Origin of the sequence: Bradyrhizobium sp. WSM2793, from assembly GCF_000379585.1 — a bacterium.
GTDB lineage: Bacteria > Pseudomonadota > Alphaproteobacteria > Rhizobiales > Xanthobacteraceae > Bradyrhizobium.
The window spans coordinates 1-17,188 of record NZ_KB902825.1 but is presented as its reverse complement, the minus strand read 5'-3'; the positions used below and the strand labels follow the sequence as shown (position 1 = coordinate 17,188).

The window sequence follows — 17,188 nt, the reverse complement described above, 5'->3', positions numbered from 1 at the left end:
CGTAACTCCGGTCGGGCTACGCCCTCCCTACGTCACGAGCCCGGCGAAACTCTCTCACCTTGATTGACGCGCTCTTCCATCCTGATCGTCGCGCGACACTGACCGGCGTTTGGTCGGTTCGGCATAGTTCGTTCTGTGCCTCCGCTGTCAACAGCGGAGAACAGGAAGATGGAAGTTGAAGAGTACTTGGGCAGAAGCCGGCTGTACCGGCGTCTCAGAAGCGGGCCGCACGGACGGCTCGTCGAGTGCTACGCCGTTCGTCTCGCCGAAGAGAGGCTCGTTCGGCACGGCGCGTGGCGTTGCCTCAACATAGTTGGCGGGCTCCTGAGTTGGATCGCGGGCCGTCGCTATAAGCTGATTGATCTCGATGAGCAGGTCGTTGAGCGGTACCTCCGGCATCGAGGCGGGAGGCAGTCTATCCAACCCGGTGACCGGGCAGCGCTCAAGCGATGGTTGTCGGTGCTGCGCGACGACGGCGCGATCGCGCCGTTGGTGCTACCGCCTCTCAGCCCGCACGAACGGATCTTCAAGGAGTTCGATGCCTACCTGCGATCAGAGCGCGGCTTGGCCCCGAGGTCTATCGTACGCCATCTCCCGGTCATCCGCAGGTCTTTCCACGAGGTGTGCTCCGGCGGCGCCGCCGCCCTGTGCAAGATCAACCAAGAGGACGTGATCCGCTACATTGAGCGCCACGCCCAGGATTGGAGCCCGGGAACAGGCAAGGCGATGTGCTGGTCGTTGCGCGCCTTTCTCCGTTACCTCCACCATCGGGGGCTGAACGCGCGCCCGTTGGCGGATTGCGTTCCATCAATGCGGCGATGGAAGCTCGCAACTCTGCCGACCTATCTGCCTGCCGCACAGGTGCGGAAGGCTCTCGACGGTTGCGACCGAAAGACGGTGATGGGACGGCGCGACTACGCCATTCTGTTGTTGCTGGCCAAACTCGGCCTGCGGGCCGACGAGGTCGCGACGCTCACGCTCGATGATATCGATTGGCGCGCCAGCGAGATACTCGTTCGCGCCAAGGGCCGCCAGCGTGCACGGATGCCGATACCGCCAGACGTTGGGCGCGGCCATCGTTGCATATCTGCGCAGTGGCCGCCCAAAGTCGTCGTGCCGACGGTTGTTCGTCCGCACACGCGCGCCGCACATCGGGTTTGCTTCCGGATGTGCGATCACCATGATCGCCAAGGCCGCCCTCGATCGCGTTGGAATCAAAGGTTGCGCACACCGCGGCGCCCATATCTTCCGACACAGTCTCGCTACCGAGCTTCTCCGATCTGGCGCGACCTTGTCGGAGATCGGACAGTTGCTGCGGCACGAGAACCACGACACTACCCGGATCTACGCGAAGGTCGATATCGATGCGTTGAGAACATTGAGCCTGCCCTGGCCGGGAGGCGTGCAATGACCAATCTGCGCGCCGCACTCGATAAGTACCTGAGCATGCGCAAGAGACTGGGATATAAGTACGAACACCAGACCCGTCGGCTCGCCGACTTCGTCGCCTTCATGGAGAAGCGCAAAGCCAGGATCATCACGACGAAGCTGGCAATGGAATGGGCAACGCTGCCGCCCGATCGTCATGCATCCTGGGCGCTGCGATTGAGCGACGTGCGCGGGTTCGCGCGCCATGTCGCCAACTTCGATCCGAGAACGGAGGTACCGCCCGTCGGCATGCTGCCCGGATGGAAGCGCGCCAAGCCCTATGTCTACAGCGACGCGGAGATCGATGCGCTGCTGACGGCAGCGCTGGCTCTGCCGCCAGCGGGCGGGCTGCGCCGATGGACCTACCATACCCTGTTCGGGCTGATCGCGGTGACGGGCATGCGTATATCCGAGGCGATGGGCCTGGAGCGTGATGACGTCGACCTCGACGCCGGCGTGCTGACGGTCCGGCTGACCAAGTTCGGCAAGTCGCGGCTCGTGCCATTGCATCCGACGACGAGAACCGCGCTGCGCGACTACGCCCGCCGGCGCGACGCGATGCTCGGATCACGCTGCGGCTCGACCTTCTTCGTTGCCGAACAGGGAGGCCGCTTGCTGCACCAGTACGTTCATCGCGTCTTCTGGCGATTGTCCCGAGAGATCGGGCTGCGGCGCCCAGGTGATCGTACCGGACCACGCGTGCACGACTTCCGTCATCGCTTCGCCATCCGGACGCTGCTCGACTGGTATCGCGAAGGCAAGGACGTCGAGCAGCAACTCCCAGTGCTCTCCACTTACCTCGGCCACGCCTGCGTGCGCGATACCTACTGGTATCTCTCGGCCTGCCCCGAGTTGATGGAAGAAGCGGCGCGGCGTCTCGATCGGCGGTGGGAGGTGACGCCATGAAGCCCGCCTGCAATGTCGCCACGTTGATCGAGCGCTTCTTCACCGAGCGCCTCATGCGCCAGCGCAACGTTAGCGCCAACACGATCGCCTCCTACAGGGACACGTTCCGGCTGCTGTTCATGTTCGCACAGGTGAAGCTGCGGAAGCCACCATCGGCCCTGACGCTCTCCGATTTGGACGCAACCTTCATCGGCGCGTTCCTCACCGATCTCGAGGTAAAGCGCGGCGCCAGCGCGAAGACGCGTAACCTGCGTCTGACCGCCATCCGATCCTTCTTCAGATTGGTGTCCTTCGAGGAGCCGGCACACAGTGCGCTGATCCAGCGCGTGCTCGCCATACCGAGCAAGCGCCACGATAAGCGACAGGTGCACTTCCTGACGCGCCCCGAGATAGAGGCGGTTCTCGCCGCGCCCGATCGAACGACGTGGCTTGGCCGCCGCGATCACACCTTGCTGCTGGTCGCGGCCCAGACGGGCTTGCGCCTCTCCGAGCTGACTGGCCTTGACCGGGATGCCGTCCACCTCGGGTCTGGCGCACACGTGCGATGCGTCGGTAAAGGGCGGAAGGAGCGGACCACTCCGCTGACCACACTCGCGCGGTGTGCGCTCCAGGCATGGCTCAAGGAACCGTTGCGGAAAGGGGCAACAGCGTTGTTCCCGAACGTGCACGGGGGCCGGCTCAGTGCTGATAGCATCCAGTCCATGCTGGGAAAGCATGTTCGTGTCGCTCACAAGAGTTGCCCGTCTTTGAAGGCCAAGAGCGTGTCACCGCATGTGCTGAGGCACAGCGCTGCGATGGAACTGCTGCAAGCTGGTGTCGACTGCTCCGTGATCGCGCTGTGGCTCGGTCATGAATCGGTCGAGACGACGCAGACGTACCTGCACGCCCATCTCGCCCTCAAGGAAGCTGCCCTGGCGAAGCTCAAGCCGTACGAGCGCGGCAAGCGAACCCGCTTCCAGCCGAACGACCGCCTGCTCGCCTTTCTGGAGGCGCTCTGAACGACCAAACTATGCCGAATGGAATGGGGCTGCCGTGCACGCGATCGACGATGCCACCGTGACAACGACGCGCCATACCGGACCCGTTCGGCATAGTTCGGCGGGCGGCATAAACGGCACTATGCCGAGTGCGGCATAGACAGGTGATGATCAAGCTATACATGGAAGCCGCGCGCCGTCCGCCGCGATCAGAGCCGCAGAACAACCAGGATTTTCGTCCAAGGTCGATGCCTCGCAAGCCTCTTTCGGCGGCATTGTTCGAGAGACAGACTCGTCCGTCCTCCAGGAAGAGAGTGAAGCTCACCCACTGCTTCAGGATATAGGCAGCTCCAGCGAATATACGCTCCATCGAATAAAAAGCTTCGCATATCCTGCTCAAACGCAGAATTTCGACCATGCGAGGCCTACATTCGAAGAATGTGGGTCTTGGAGCCAGATAACATTCGCGGCGACGATCCCGGTCGGCTGATATGCCGGCCCCTGACACTTTCCTGGAGCCGCCGTGTCCGAGACCTTTGTTTTCCATAACCAGGAATACTTTGGCCGTCTCGGCACATCCCGGAAGAAGATGGAGTCGCCCCTACTGCCTAACGCTTCGTCCCACCAACATTACGGGCGCCGTCACCTGCGGGCGTCTAATCGAGGCGCCGGCGGAGATCTCCTCTGTGCGTCAGGCGGCCGTCATTTCCGATGCGGCGATAAACGCCACTCCCGCAATTAACGGCTCGGGGTTCGTCAAGGCTCAATTGCCCTGACCAGTTAACCGGATTGGAAGGATAGAAAATGACTGCCCCGACAACACAGCTTCCAGGTGCGCCTTCAACTGTCGATGAGCATCACATCGACCGACGGCGCTACCCGCACGGCGTTGCCTTCATGGATGGGCAGTACCTGCCGATGTCAGAGGCCAAGATATCTGTGCTGGATTGGGGGTTCCTGCACTCTGATGCGACCTATGACACGGTTCACGTCTGGAATGGCAGTTTTTTCCGATTGGACTTGCACCTTGACCGCTTTTTGGGAGGTGTTCAGCGTTTGCGAATGAAGCTGCCCTACGATCGCGAAGAAATAACAACCATCCTCAATAATTGTGTCGCTTTGTCGGGCCACAAATCGGCATACGTCGAGATGATCTCCACGCGCGGTTCGTCGCCGACGTTCAGTCGCGATCCTCGCCAGGCGGAGAACCGCTTTATCGCGTTTGCTATCCCTTTTGGGTCGGTTGCCAACAAGGAGCAACTGGAAAGAGGCTTGCACGTCGCGATCAGCAACATGGTCCGCATTCCCCCCAAATCGGTCGATCCCGCGATCAAGAACTACCATTGGCTCGATCTCGTGAACGGCCTCTTCGACGCCTATGACAAAGGGGCTGAGACTGCACTGATCGTGGATACGAACGGCCACATTGCGGAGGGGCCTGGCTTCAATGTCTTCCTTGTAAAGAATGGAACCTTGAGGACACCCGCATTTGGGGTGTTGCCGGGCATTACGCGCCGGACTGTCTTCGATCTTTGCGCTGAGACTGGGCTTTCAGTTGCGGCCGCTGATATAAGCCGCTCTGAGATCAAAGCAGCTGACGAGGTGTTCATCACCTCGACCGCGGGCGGCATTATGCCCGTGACACGTATAGATGGGGCCGCGATCGGTAAAGGGGACGTCGGCTCCGTCACCCGATGCCTTATGGACCTTTACTGGCGAAAGCATGATGATCCGGCATGGTCGACAGCCGTCATCTATTCCTGATAGAAAATGAACCATGCCACAGCAAGTTTCCGAGCGACTTCGTGACGACCTTGATGAGTTGTCGTCGCGCAAACTCCTGAAAACCGAACAGGAAATTGTCTCACCCCAGTCCGCGCACATCCACCTGCGCGCATCGGGCGAGCGCTTGATCCTCAACATGTGCGCCAACAATTATCTCGGCTTCTCCAACCACCAAGCCCTGGTGCAAGCCGCGCATGCGGGTCTCGAACGACATGGCTTTGGAATGTCATCGGTTCGCTTCATTTGTGGAACACACTCCGTTCATCGAGCGCTCGAACGGAGACTTACCGACTACCTCCGGACGGAAGACACGATCCTGTTCGGATCGTGCTTCGATGCGAACGCCGGTCTCTTTGAGGCTTTGCTCGATGCGGAAGATGCGGTGATTAGCGACAGCTTGAACCATGCGAGCATCATAGATGGAATTCGGCTCTGCAAGGCGAAGCGATTCCGTTACGCAAACAATGAAATGCGCGAACTCGAGAACGCTTTGCGCGAGGCGCGTCACTGCCGTACGGTACTTATTGTCACCGATGGTGTGTTTTCAATGGATGGCGTCGCCGCGAATCTGCCTGGAATCTGCGGTCTCGCGAAACGCTATGGCGCCCTGGTCATGGTCGATGACTCTCATGCTGTGGGATTCATTGGTCCCCGGGGGCGTGGAACGCCGGCCCGGCACGCGCTGGAAAATCAGGTTGATATTCTTACCGGCACGCTTGGTAAGGCGCTTGGCGGTGCGTCGGGCGGCTACGTCTCGGGCCGTGGTGAGATCATCGCATGGCTGCGGCAGCGTGCGCGCCCATACCTCTTTTCGAATTCGTTAATGCCGGCGCTCTGTGAGGCTTCGTTGACTGCGATCGACTTGGCAGAAAATGCAGACGATCTAAGGCAAAATCTCGCCGCCCGCACATATCAGCTTCGCCAAGGACTGAGCAATCTGGGGTTCCAAATTTCGGGCAGCGATCATCCCATCGTGCCCGTTATCACTGGTGACGCAGCGATCGCCGTCCAGATCGCCGACTTTTTGCTGGCGCGCGACATCCTCGTCGTTCCCTTCTCGTATCCTGTCGTACCGCAAGGTGCTGCGCGGATTCGCATGCAGGTAAGTGCGGCGCATAGCGCGGAAGACATAGAAAGGGTGATTACCGGATTTCGATTGGCCAAGGCGCATGTTGACAACACGGTCTAACTCTCCGAAAAGTTGTGTGACTTGGCGGATGGAGGACTTCTCCGTTTCTCCGCGGAGATGGCGCAGCTTCTCAATTTCGCTACTCATCACTACACCCGGCGGGAAGCGGCGGCCACTTTGGCGAGCGGCCACTGTCTCAGCGGGTTACAGATCTGGGAGTAAAATGCTCGAAAGCCGTTGGTGTTTAGCTGCAACCAACAAGACCGATCAAATGTCGGGTACTCGCAGGTAATACACTCAAAAGTTTTGCAAGATCACCTAATCCAGTGCCGTGAGCGCATAGGCCTTCCTGGAATCAACATTCGAGCTGGCCGCCACACTCGACCCGTCCTACCTCGCGTGTATCTGCGCCGCTGCGGCTGTGCCCGCGGAGATGATTGCGCAATGCGCAGAGCTGTGCGTGTGAGGTCGCGAAAACCGCCCGACAGAGTGATCCCCGAGCTCGGCCCGTCGCAAGACCATTGGGAAGAGGTGCGGACGGAAGGGGCGACACACGTGCCGCGGCCCTGTCATTCGGCAGCTAAGGTTATCTGAGTTTTCGTGCCGACCTCCAACAATTATTTCCATCTCCATCTGGTTTCCGACCCCACCGGCGAGACGCTGATCACCGTGGCGCGCACGGTAGACCGAACTCGGCCAAACCGAGGGTGCCATCTTGAACAGCGACCACCACGCAAACTAAAGCGGGCGTATACTGGTCAACTCAACATCCCGCGACCGGCCGAGCTAGGTCCGCTGCGGATCAGTCACGCTCCCGTAATCTGCCGGGCTCATCTGTCATGATCGCATCGGCAACCATTTCAGCTGTCACAGGCGATAATGTCCAGCCGAGATGACCGTGGCCGGTGTTGTAAAAGATGTTCGGCCTTCTTCCCCGGCCGACCCTAGGCAGCATGCTAGGTGTCATCGGACGCAAGCCCGCCCACGGCACTACCTGCGCGGTTGATACACCGGGAAAAAATCGCTCCACCCAACGCACCAGAGGTCTAATCCGGTCCGCCCGTATGTCGCGGTTCTCTCCGTTGAATTCCGCGGTCCCTGCGACACGAAACCGATCTTGTCCGAGCCGACTTGTGACGATCTTCGTTGCCTCGTCGAGGAGGCTGACACATGGCGCGGCAATCCGGCTTGCTTCATCCGCGAGATTCACCGTAATGGAATATCCCTTTACAGGATAGATATTAACGCGGTCTCCAACCATTGAAGCAATTCGGCGGCTGCCGATCCCCGCACAGACTACCGCTTTTTGAGACTTTAATTCCTTCTTGACCGCCCCATCTTCTTGCCAGCGTATGCGAACACCTTCTGAATCAGCACGCATGTCGCAAATCTGTGCCCCGAAAACGAAGCGCACACCTCTTCGCTCGCAGGCCGCAGCGAGACCGCGCGTGAACTTGTGGATGTCGCCAGTTGAATCAGACGGGGTGAAGAATCCGCCATAGTACTGGGTTTGCAGGGCGGGTTCTATCACGCGCATCTCGGAAGGTGTCACGGGGCGTCTGTCGAGTCCACCCTGTAGCAGCAGCTCGTTCACACGAGAAGCTGCATCGAATTCGGCCTTGTTGGAGTAGACGTGCAAAATCCCCCGCCGCTCTAGGTCAAAGTCAATATCCTCCCGATCGGCAAGATCAAATAGATGCTGCCGCGCGGCGATCGCGAGCCTGGTCGTCTCGATCGTGTTGCGGCGGTAGTGTCGAATCTGGCCGACGAACTCGGCCAACCAAGTATACTTGTGAAAACTCGGGCTTGGGTTTAGCAGCAATGGCGCGTCATTGCGCAACATCCATCTGAGGCCTTTGAGAATAGTCCTTGTGCTGTTCCAGACTTCGGCGTTGCTTGCAGACAATTGACCGCCATTTGCAAACGACGTCTCCATTGCGGGATAACGCAGGCGGTCAAACACTGTAACCGAATAGCCTCGAGCGGCCAGCGCATAAGCAGTGGTAACTCCGGTGATGCCGGATCCGATAATGGTGATCGTACTCATCAGTGCTCCAAGACTGGGGTGAACGGTGAAATGGCGTTGGCCATATTCCGCCCCAAATCTGTCCCTGCACCTGAGAGCTTGCTCCGCTATCTGATGGTAGCGGTCCCCTTCGGTGGGTGCCAAATGGCACCTCTCTCCAGATTGTCCTCGGCGTGCGGTCCTGGGCCTGAGAGTTTCCTTGGGGAGTTGCTCCGTCGGCGGCGATGGCCCTGCTGGCTCAACGCACTCTCCCGCACACCTTCGTCAGACACGGCAACATTTTCAGGCGCGCTGCCACATGTCAAGCTGAGATATCCTCAACATCGGCAAAGGGGCAAAAGGAATCGCATCGCTGGGATCGGTAGCGTGAACCTGCTTGTGGCGATCATAGCTGCTCGACATTTGCGGCTTTCCCGCGCCTTATCCGGTGGAACGCAGCAATGCTGCGGAGGCTGTCCAAAATATGCACGACACCAGCGCGAGGGCAGGTCTAATCTTCGCGACACCGATGGAGGTAATGTACGGCTTCGACGAAGCCGCACGCGCCACGCATTGATCTGATTGTGTGTGTCGGGAACGGTGGAGGTCCGCGAACATGATTTGGCCGCTCGATACTCCCTGCGACCGGTGACGAGAGTGATTTTTGGTCGGCGTACAATGAAATCAGCTGCCATAGCACTTTGGCGATAGAGTGCGGTACTTGCCAACTCGTTCAGTTACCAGCCAGTACCGCTCTAGAGCTGCCAATCGATTAGGAAGGGTCAGCTGGTGCCCGGCGCCGTTGCGAGCGGTGCTCGCGCCGGCGGGCATCGATTCCCAGCACACTCGCATCGGTGCTCGATCAACTCGAAGGGCACATTGAAAGGTGTACCGCATTTCTAGAACCTTTCAACCTTCCTTGGCCGAATTCAAGACAGGCTTTTTGCGTCATCATGGATCTCGAAACTTGGCAAGTTCTCTCGGTTGAAAGGGAGTCGTTGCGATGAGACGTGCAGTCTTCATCTTCTGCGTCGTCCCCGAAAAAGATCCGGTAGCGAGTCACGTTCTAAATGCCCTAAAGGCCGAGTGCACTCTTTTTCCGACAGGGGCAGAGATTGATGGGCGTCCGGTGCTCGACGTCCCAGGCTTGCGTGACGCAACCGTATCGATTGTGGCGACTAGCGAAGTCGTGAGTAGCGATTATGCGCGCTATGCGCCGATCTTGAATGATCGCTTCGGGGATGCTGATGTTATCGGTATCGTGAATTGGCACGAAGGTGCCAATGCACCGAATGCGATCTTCACGGTTCAAACAACCGGAGACCTAGCGAGCGGCACCTTCAGCCCAGTAGACCCCCGGATTAAACGGGGGCTTCTCCTCGCGATCGAAGGCCAGCGCATCGCTTCTGGGCTTTACGATTTTCAGACCTGCTTGGAAGCGACGCACTGGTCGGGCGTCAAGGCTGGTAATCCTGGTACCCGTCTCGCGGACTTAGGCCCTTCTGCTATCGATATCGAAATCGGGAGCTCGCCTGCGGATTGGACGAATCCTCTTGCTGCTCAAGTAGTGGCGCGAGCTCTCTTGCGTACCTTCGACCATATGGAAGATTCCGTGCAATCCGTCCTCTGCATGTGCGGCGTTCACTTCGAACCAAGCTTCACCGGGGCAGTATTGCAGCTCGGCGATGGACTCCCGATAGCGGCAAGTCACGTGTTGCCAAACCACTGGCTCGTATCGGACGGCTATGATCGCGAAAGCCGGTTAGTTGATCTAAGGGCTTGCGTGGATTCGATCGTCGGTGGGGTTCAAGGCATCATGTACCACGATAAACTTAAGGCTCCCTATAAGGGAGTGGCACGTCTGCTTGCTGAAGAACTTTGCGTTCCAATGATTTCGCACAAAAAAATGCGCGCGGCTCTCACAGACAATAAGGTCGCATGATGAGCATTCGGCGGCACGGGCCCTTACCAAAGCCGATAGGGTATGCTTGCTTATTGGAGCCAGACGAACGAGCGTGTTCCCAAGAGCTGCCTATGACGTTCTGCCCTGCAGGATGTCAGACAAGAGTTGCGCCCGTCCACGCATTGGTGAAGCATCCACGGGAAGATATCGTCCAGTGGGCGAAATCGGCCGTTCTCAGCCATCGGCCCTGTGCCTTGAGGACAATACGCTTGAGCCGGCAATGGTCCTGCTCATCCAACTTGGGCTTGATTACCAGGTTGGAAAAACTCTGCTTCAGAAAATTGCTGACCTTCGGCCGAGCCTGCTGACAGGGCACTCACCAAATCAGCCTGTCCGACTTCGTAATCGCATTCCCGCACCCCCTACCGCCCGATTAGGGCGTTCCTTGGAGAAAAGCTATGACCGCTCTTGAGACTGGCATTACAACGATTCCTCACATTCCGTTTTCGCAAACGGAATACGAAAACCGGGTCGAGCGGGCGCGCCGTTTGATGAAGCAATACGCATTCGATGCGCTTCTCGTAACTTCCGAGCACAATATACGCTACTTTGTCGGTGAACCTGCCGTGACGCCATTTGCGACCACCCGGCCGCGTTTTCTTCTTATCCCTTCGTCCGGCGAGGCTATCGCAATACTTCCGACTGGGCTCGATGAATTTTATCAGCAAACTACCTGGATAAAGAATTACCGCACTTGGCCAGGCCCGAATCCGAAAGATGAGGGCGTTTCCATGCTTGCCAAAGTCGTCAACGAGCTATTGCCAGACCATGCAAAGATCGGGACAGAGCTAGGCGCGGAAAGCCGGCTTGGCATGCCTGTCGGAGACTTCATGCGCGTAGCTGATGAGATTAGGCCTCGCGTATTTGCCGACGCTTCGGACCCGATTTTTACTCCCTTGCGGATGATCAAGTCATCATCGGAGATTGAACGAATTCGTATTGTGTGCCGGTGTGTTTCGGAAGCTTTTGATAATTTGCTGCCAAAACTGCGTCTCGGCATGACGGAACGAGAGGTTTGCCGGCTCTTCGAGCTTGAGTGCTTCACTCGTGGTGCCGACAAGACGCCCAGGATATCGGCAGTCTCTGGTCGTGGGGGCTATACGCGTCCTTATGGTGTGCCGGCAGATAAGGTTCTCTCTGATGGAGATCTGCTGTTTATTGATGCCGGTTGTTTGTTCAACTTCTATTGGAGCGACTTCGATCGGCATTTTGCTTTCGGCGCACCCGATCCGCATACCCAAGACGCGCATCAAATCGTTTGGAACGCGACGGAAGCTGGAATCGCCGCAGTGAAACCTGGCATACCGATTTGCAATGTGTGGTCAGCGATGTCAGATGTACTAAACAGCCCAGAGAATCGAGGCAAAGCAACCACAATTGGGCGAATGGGTCACTCCATGGGGTTATGGATGCCTGAATTGCCATCGGTTCAGCCCGAAGATAGGACCATCCTTAAGCCAGGGATGATCATCAACATCGAACCAAGCACGACTTATCCGTCATATTTCGATGGCTCACCGAAGTTGATGCTCCACGAAGAGGTGGTTGTCGTGACCGACGATGGGGCAGAATTGCTTACGTCTCGTGCTTCTCGAACGATACCGGTCGTTGCTTAAGGGGACGCCAGTCGTCGGAAATAGCGATACTATTGAAGCGGCAGGACGATACTTGCTCGAACCAGATGTCATCTCCTGTTTCTCTTCGGATACAATGGGTTTGGTGCGCATCCCGCACCATTCCCGTTGATCCTCAGGCTAGGGCAAAAGCCGTCATGATGCTGTCTGAGTTTTGCGAAGTGGCTGGCGTCCGCGCGAACCGCTGTATCGGCGAGACGTGCCCAGCTCGCAGTCCCTCGGGGGCTGCCTGACAAAGACACCACTCATTTTTAGTTGAGGCAGGCGGCCTAATCTTTGCCGCCGCGCTCGCCCGGCGATCGTCCGCAGTCGTACGTCCATCTTTGGCCCTATTTGCTGCGAAAGGCATATCCGGCATGCGCGCGCATGTTCGGCTGATCTGTCGGCCTTCGGCGTCTGCTTCGGCAGCGGTTTTGACCTTGTGCGATTGGACGCGGCTGATGAATCCATTCGCGGCGAAGTGCGCCATCAGCTTCGGGTTATAGAAGGCCGAGCCAAACCGCGCTTGCCGTGCCGGACTTGTAGGCACCACAGCTTCATCACGATCTGTGTCCGTGGCTTTCGCTTGTGCTCTCTAGCTGGTCATAGTCCGGCTCCGCGATCCCGAGCGGTCATCCGTTCGCGGCCGCCGGTGTTCTCTACACGCTTAGGGTAGTTGGTGAGGCGGGTTGGGTCTGGGCGCAGGATGGCTTGGTTGAGACAGCAGCCGGACGAGCGTTTGTCTGCAGAACCGTGGCGATCACCCGCTCTCTCCCGGGCGACGCTCGGGTGCTCGTTGCGCCCTCCGGTACAGCGGTAGCTTGAGATCCGCTACGCCGTCGCTCAATTTGCAGAATTGCTGCAATCCTGGGCTGATATTCGCCGTCGTTAAGCGCAGACTGTTCTTTATGTAATTGTCAAGCTGAGAAGAGTAAGACAGCAATTGAGGGAATCTCGTCATGAGCATGAGTGCCGGAAAGGCGCGCGGAAGTGCGGCGGCTGCACCCATTACGGCGCTCGACGGCGAGCTCACCATTGTACCAAGCGGCGGAACACTTGGAGCGGAGGTGCGCGGCGTCGACCTCTCGGCGCCTCTCGAAGAACCCATCGTATCCCGGCTGCGTGCGGCCTGGCTTGAGCATCTTCTTCTGCTTTTTCGAGGACAGAAACTCTCTGATGAGCAGCTCGTTGGGCTAGCGCGGCACTTTGGCGAGCCGCATATCGTAACATTTTTCGACTACAACCGCGCGGGCCTTCTCCCTGAGATCGAGGTCATCTCCAACATTGTTGCTGAAGGAAGGGCTGCTGGCGGTGGCGGGGCGGGCGAATTGGTTTGGCACACCGATATGGCGATGTTCGAATATCCCGCATCGGCCACCGTTCTCTTCGGAGAAGAAATACCGCCGGCCGGCGGCAACACACGGTTCTCCAATATGTACGCCGCCTACGAGATACTGTCCCAACCGTTAAAAAACAGGGTGGAGGGGCGGCGAGCCCTCTTTGACAAAGGCGGTGGCAAACTCGGCTACTCCGTAAATTCGACCGAGAATCCCTGTGCGGTTCATCCCGTCGTGCGCACGCATCCGGAGACCGGGCGCAAAGCGCTCTTCCTGGGGCGCCGCGACTCTGGCCTCATCCAAGGTCTCCGTGCGGAAGAAGCCAGCTTACTACGGGAGCAGCTCTGGGAACATGCGACAAAACCCGAGTTCGTCTGGGAGCACCAGTGGAGAGCTGGCGACGTGCTTATCTGGGATAATCGCTGCCTAAGTCACTCTCGAGGCGCCTTCGCGTCGAACGCTCGTCGCGTCCTTCGTCGGGTGACTGCCAAGGGTGAAAAACCCGTCTAACGCCCGGCGGGCGTGGCGAAACTACCGGAGGGAATTTCCATATGAGCGAAATGAACGCAAAGGAGGCGTGAATGCGGAGTAAGTTGCTGGTTTCATTTGGAGTGGCGTTAATTGCATTGCTGTCCGGCTCGCCTGGTCGTGCCGAGGACCTGGGGCAGGTCTGCGTGTCCACAGGCGGCGGCAGCTACGCGGATGCGATGCGCGAATCAATATACAAGCCGTTCGAGAAAGCGACCGGTATCAAAGTCATCGAGGCGGTTGAACAACCGCTGGCGAAGGTGCGGGCAATGGTTAATTCGGGAAGTCCAGAATGCGACGTCTACTCGACGCAACCGACTTATTATTTCGTGCTCTTGAAGGAGGGCCTGCTTCAGAAGATCGACTATGATTCGATCGACAAGAAGACCTTCGCCGACTTTCCCAAGGACAAGGTGACGCCGTACGGGGTCGGCACATTCGCCTATGTCTTGGTTATCGCCTTCAACACGAAGCATTACACACGGGAGAACGGACCGAAGAGCTGGGCCGATTTCTGGGACGCCAAGAAGTTTCCTGGTCCAAGGGTCATCCATGCCGGAAACTTCGTGGTCGGCCCTCTCGAGGCCTCGCTTCTCGCTAATGGCGTGTCGCCGGATAAGCTCTATCCGATCGATCTAAAACGCGCCTACGACGGCTTCACGCGCGTGAAACCCGACGTTGTGAAATGGTCGACAACTGGGGCGATGGGGCCTGAGGCGTTGATCTCCGGCGAAGCGTTCATCGGAACGTCTTCCTTAGGTCGTATCCAGCAAGCCAAAGAGCAGGGGGCGCCCGTCGATTACGTGTGGAACCAGGCGCTTCTGCAAAACGACTACTACACCATCCTGAAAGGGGCGAAGAACTACAAGAATGCCGTAAAGTTCATCGAGTTCGCGTCACGACCCGAAAGTCAAGCCGCGATGGTCAAGCTGCAGGCTCTGGGTCCTTTCAACAAACGGGCCTTCGACCTCCTCCCTCCGGAGCGCGCGAAGCTGTTGCCCACCTATCCGGAGAACTTGGCGCACGCGATCGAGTTAAATATCGCATGGTGGACCGAGACCGATGCCTCCGGCAAGAGCAATCTAGAGAAGAACAGCGCAATGTGGAACTCCTGGGTCCTGCAGTGACTTGATGTTCGGGCCGCGGCTCAAGCCGCGGCCCGAGCTCCTCGGCGTCAACATGGCCCGGCGTCAAGCGGCTGAAACGCCAACCTCCGCAAGTGGAGCTTGCCGAATGGGTAGGTTCAGCCTCTTAGCCGACTTCAGTTACCATCGACCAGAAATATGCAAGCGGAGGCATGGACGCTGCTGCCTCTATCGGCGGATCCCGCCGGAGTTTCTTGACATGCGATAAGAACGTAGCCGAGAGGACACATCCGCATCAGAGTCGTTCGCGCTGGTTCACACGACGAACCCAAGATACAGCCGACATTGCCCTAAGTGTTTGTGGTACTAGTGCTCGCTGTCTTAAAGTTTATTTTCGCTATTCGTACGATTGGCTTTAACGACTATCTCGCGACGAGAAACGGCGAAGTGCGCCGTTGGCATGCTTCTCACCAAAATAGCTGATGATGCCGAGGAAACGACTGGGTGATCTGAGCGTAGACATTAAGGCCACCGACGAGAAGATGACGCTCATATAAAGCATTCTCAAGGGCCGCGGGGCGGATCACTTTCCCCACCAAAGAAGCTAGCAGGGTCGCTGGAAATTCATTGGAAGCTGCAAAAGTGGCCTATCGGGTAGCGGACAAAGAACCACCGCACCGAACTACGGACGAAGAAGTTTCGTCGAGTGTTGTCGCTTCTTCCGAGCATAACGTTGCTCCGGGCAGAGAATCAATGGCAACGATGATGATATTCTATTTTGGTGAGACGGGCTTAGGAATTGAGTTGCCCAAAGCGGACGCACTGATACTTGGTCAGCGGCTAATGACCTCTGCCGCGGAGGGGACTGCGCACTAGTCCATTTTACCCTTGAGTTATTTACAGGACGCCAAAACGGAATTTCCAATTTGCAACTCAACTGCGCACGAGTTCGAGCGGCGTCGCCGTTTGTCGTTTGCTTCGCCTCGTCCGCGGCTAATAGGAAACGGTTCAGTCAGCGAACGTAAGCGCCGCGCGCCACGCTCAGTGCAAAATATCCGGATTACTCGTCAGGCTGGGCCGGGCTTGCCGCTTCGGATTTCCTGGCGTCTCGTGGGAGCACGCCGAAAGTTGGTGACGGTGGGAATCGGAAAGGCGGCATATCGTGGGGGTGCTTGACGCCTCCACTTCTCCACCGAAGGAGCGATATGCCGTGTCCAAAGATAACATCATCAAGCTGATTCAGCCAGGAAACGTCGCCGATCAACTCACAGAAGTGTTGCGCAACGGGGCACGTACCCTTCTCGCCCAGGCGGTCGAGGCCGAGGTCGAGGACTTTCTCGGCAAGCATGCCGATTTGAAGACCGCGGACGGCCATCAGCGCGTCGTCCGCCACGGTCACCTGCCGGAACGCGAGGTGATGACCGGTATCGGTCCGGTCGTGCGTGATCGCGAGGCGGATGCCACCGATCCCGACCGCATCCGGTTCTCTCCGTCGATCCTGCCACCCTACATGCGCCGTTCGAAGTCGATCGAGACGCTGCTGCCGATCCTTTACCTGAAGGGTATCTCGACTGGCGACTTCTCGGAGGCGCTGGCTACGCTGCTCGGCAAGGATGCTGCCGGGTTGTCGGCGTCCGCCGTCGGTCGGCAGAAGGATGGCTGGCTCGACGAGCACACCGCGTGGCAGAAGCGCGATCTGTCGGCGAAGCGCTACGTTTACATCTGGGCCGATGGCATCCATCTGGAGGCGCGGCTCGAGGACGAAAAGCAGTGCATCCTCGCGCTGATCGGTGCGACGCCGGAAAGCCGCAAGGAACTGGTCGGCTTCACCGATGGTACCCGCGAGAGCGCGCACGACTGGCGCGATCTGCTGCTTGATCTGAAGCGGCGCGGGCTCGACGTGCCTCCGCGGCTCGTCATCGCCGATGGCGCACTCGGCTTCTGGAAAGCCGCCGGCGAGGTCTGGCCGAAAACGCGCGAACAGCGCTGCTGGGTGCACAAGACTGCAAACGTGCTCGCCAAGCTGCCGAAGAGCCAGCAGTCGAAAGCCATGCGCGCGTTGCAGGAGATCTGGATGGCTGAAACGAAGGTCGCCGCCGAGCTGGCGTTCGACGCCTTCATCGAGAGCTACGCGCTGAAATACGAGAAGGCGGCCGACTGCCTGAGTGCGGATTCCGATGATCGCGCGCAGCTATTCCAATCTGATGCCGCGCAGCATTCCAATCTGATCGCGCGCATGTGAAGCTCCCGATCGTTAAAGGCAATTGGCACTATCGGGAGCCCGTGGTCAAGCGGCGGCCGAAGAGATCACGTCTGGCGTCACTCGATGGAGCGAAGCTGACTGGACGCGCACCCCCAACAGTGCCGTAGCGGCCGGTCAGCTTCGCGGGCTGCAGTCCCGGTCTTCATCGGGCCGACGATGTAATCAAGGT

10 protein-coding genes, 4 pseudogenes and 2 riboswitches are annotated in these 17,188 nt (G+C 58.4%); of the genes and pseudogenes, 12 read left to right on the top strand and 2 right to left on the bottom strand.

Annotated elements, in window-relative coordinates:
• Positions 1–168: 168 nt before the first annotated feature.
• The 4 genes and pseudogenes from A3AS_RS50265 to A3AS_RS0138875 all read left to right on the top strand — a co-directional run.
• Positions 169–993 (top strand): annotated as a pseudogene (locus tag A3AS_RS50265) (site-specific integrase); the annotation flags it as partial.
• Positions 994–1,180: 187 nt separating this feature from the next.
• On the top strand, positions 1,181–1,411 hold the full coding sequence (locus A3AS_RS49665) for a tyrosine-type recombinase/integrase (RefSeq protein WP_026202823.1): 231 nt from the start codon (positions 1,181–1,183) through the stop codon (positions 1,409–1,411).
• Positions 1,408–2,334 carry a tyrosine-type recombinase/integrase gene (locus tag A3AS_RS0138880; protein WP_018322833.1) on the top strand — a complete coding sequence of 309 codons (927 nt, stop codon included), beginning with the start codon at positions 1,408–1,410 and terminating at the stop codon, positions 2,332–2,334. The genes A3AS_RS49665 and A3AS_RS0138880 overlap by 4 nt, the downstream gene beginning before the upstream one ends.
• Complete coding sequence (locus A3AS_RS0138875) at positions 2,331–3,332, top strand: tyrosine-type recombinase/integrase (protein WP_018322832.1); 1,002 nt, start codon at positions 2,331–2,333, stop codon at positions 3,330–3,332. Before A3AS_RS0138880 ends, A3AS_RS0138875 begins: the two co-directional genes overlap by 4 nt.
• Before the next feature lie 142 nt (positions 3,333–3,474).
• Here the strand turns inward: A3AS_RS0138875 and A3AS_RS46230 are convergent.
• Positions 3,475–3,654 (bottom strand): annotated as a pseudogene (locus A3AS_RS46230) (transposase); the annotation flags it as partial.
• 461 nt (positions 3,655–4,115) lie between these two features.
• Here A3AS_RS46230 and A3AS_RS0138870 point away from each other — a divergent pair.
• The 3 genes and pseudogenes from A3AS_RS0138870 to A3AS_RS47995 all read left to right on the top strand — a co-directional run.
• Positions 4,116–5,075 carry an aminotransferase class IV gene (locus tag A3AS_RS0138870; protein WP_049815122.1) on the top strand — a complete coding sequence of 320 codons (960 nt, stop codon included), beginning with the start codon at positions 4,116–4,118 and terminating at the stop codon, positions 5,073–5,075.
• A gap of 13 nt (positions 5,076–5,088) precedes the next feature.
• Positions 5,089–6,285 carry a glycine C-acetyltransferase gene (locus A3AS_RS0138865; RefSeq protein ID WP_018322830.1) on the top strand — a complete coding sequence of 399 codons (1,197 nt, stop codon included), beginning with the start codon at positions 5,089–5,091 and terminating at the stop codon, positions 6,283–6,285.
• A gap of 540 nt (positions 6,286–6,825) precedes the next feature.
• Positions 6,826–6,909 (top strand): annotated as a pseudogene (locus tag A3AS_RS47995) (phosphoenolpyruvate synthase regulatory protein); the annotation flags it as partial.
• Between the two features lie 118 nt (positions 6,910–7,027).
• Here the strand turns inward: A3AS_RS47995 and A3AS_RS0138860 are convergent.
• Positions 7,028–8,272 (bottom strand): D-amino acid dehydrogenase, encoded by a 1,245-nt coding sequence (locus A3AS_RS0138860; protein ID WP_018322829.1) that lies wholly within the window; start codon positions 8,270–8,272, stop codon positions 7,028–7,030.
• Positions 8,273–8,327: 55 nt separating this feature from the next.
• A riboswitch (glycine riboswitch) is annotated at positions 8,328–8,415 on the bottom strand.
• A gap of 2 nt (positions 8,416–8,417) precedes the next feature.
• Positions 8,418–8,515, bottom strand: a riboswitch (glycine riboswitch).
• A gap of 718 nt (positions 8,516–9,233) precedes the next feature.
• On the opposite strand from A3AS_RS0138860, the gene A3AS_RS0138855 reads away from it, so the two are divergent.
• From A3AS_RS0138855 to A3AS_RS44420, 5 genes and pseudogenes are all read left to right on the top strand, one after another.
• Positions 9,234–10,172: a D-aminoacyl-tRNA deacylase gene (locus tag A3AS_RS0138855; RefSeq protein WP_026202822.1), complete on the top strand. Its 939-nt coding sequence runs from the start codon at positions 9,234–9,236 to the stop codon at positions 10,170–10,172.
• Between the two features lie 419 nt (positions 10,173–10,591).
• Positions 10,592–11,809 carry a Xaa-Pro peptidase family protein gene (locus A3AS_RS0138850; RefSeq protein WP_018322827.1) on the top strand — a complete coding sequence of 406 codons (1,218 nt, stop codon included), beginning with the start codon at positions 10,592–10,594 and terminating at the stop codon, positions 11,807–11,809.
• Positions 11,810–12,765: 956 nt separating this feature from the next.
• A complete protein-coding gene (locus A3AS_RS0138840) occupies positions 12,766–13,653 on the top strand; it encodes a TauD/TfdA family dioxygenase (protein ID WP_018322825.1) in 888 nt (295 codons plus the stop codon).
• 71 nt (positions 13,654–13,724) lie between these two features.
• Entirely contained in the window at positions 13,725–14,798 is a 1,074-nt protein-coding gene (locus A3AS_RS0138835) for an ABC transporter substrate-binding protein (RefSeq protein WP_063707653.1), read from the top strand.
• Between the two features lie 1,120 nt (positions 14,799–15,918).
• Positions 15,919–16,983: pseudogene (locus tag A3AS_RS44420) on the top strand (IS256 family transposase); the annotation flags it as partial.
• Between the last annotated feature and the right edge of the window lie 205 nt (positions 16,984–17,188).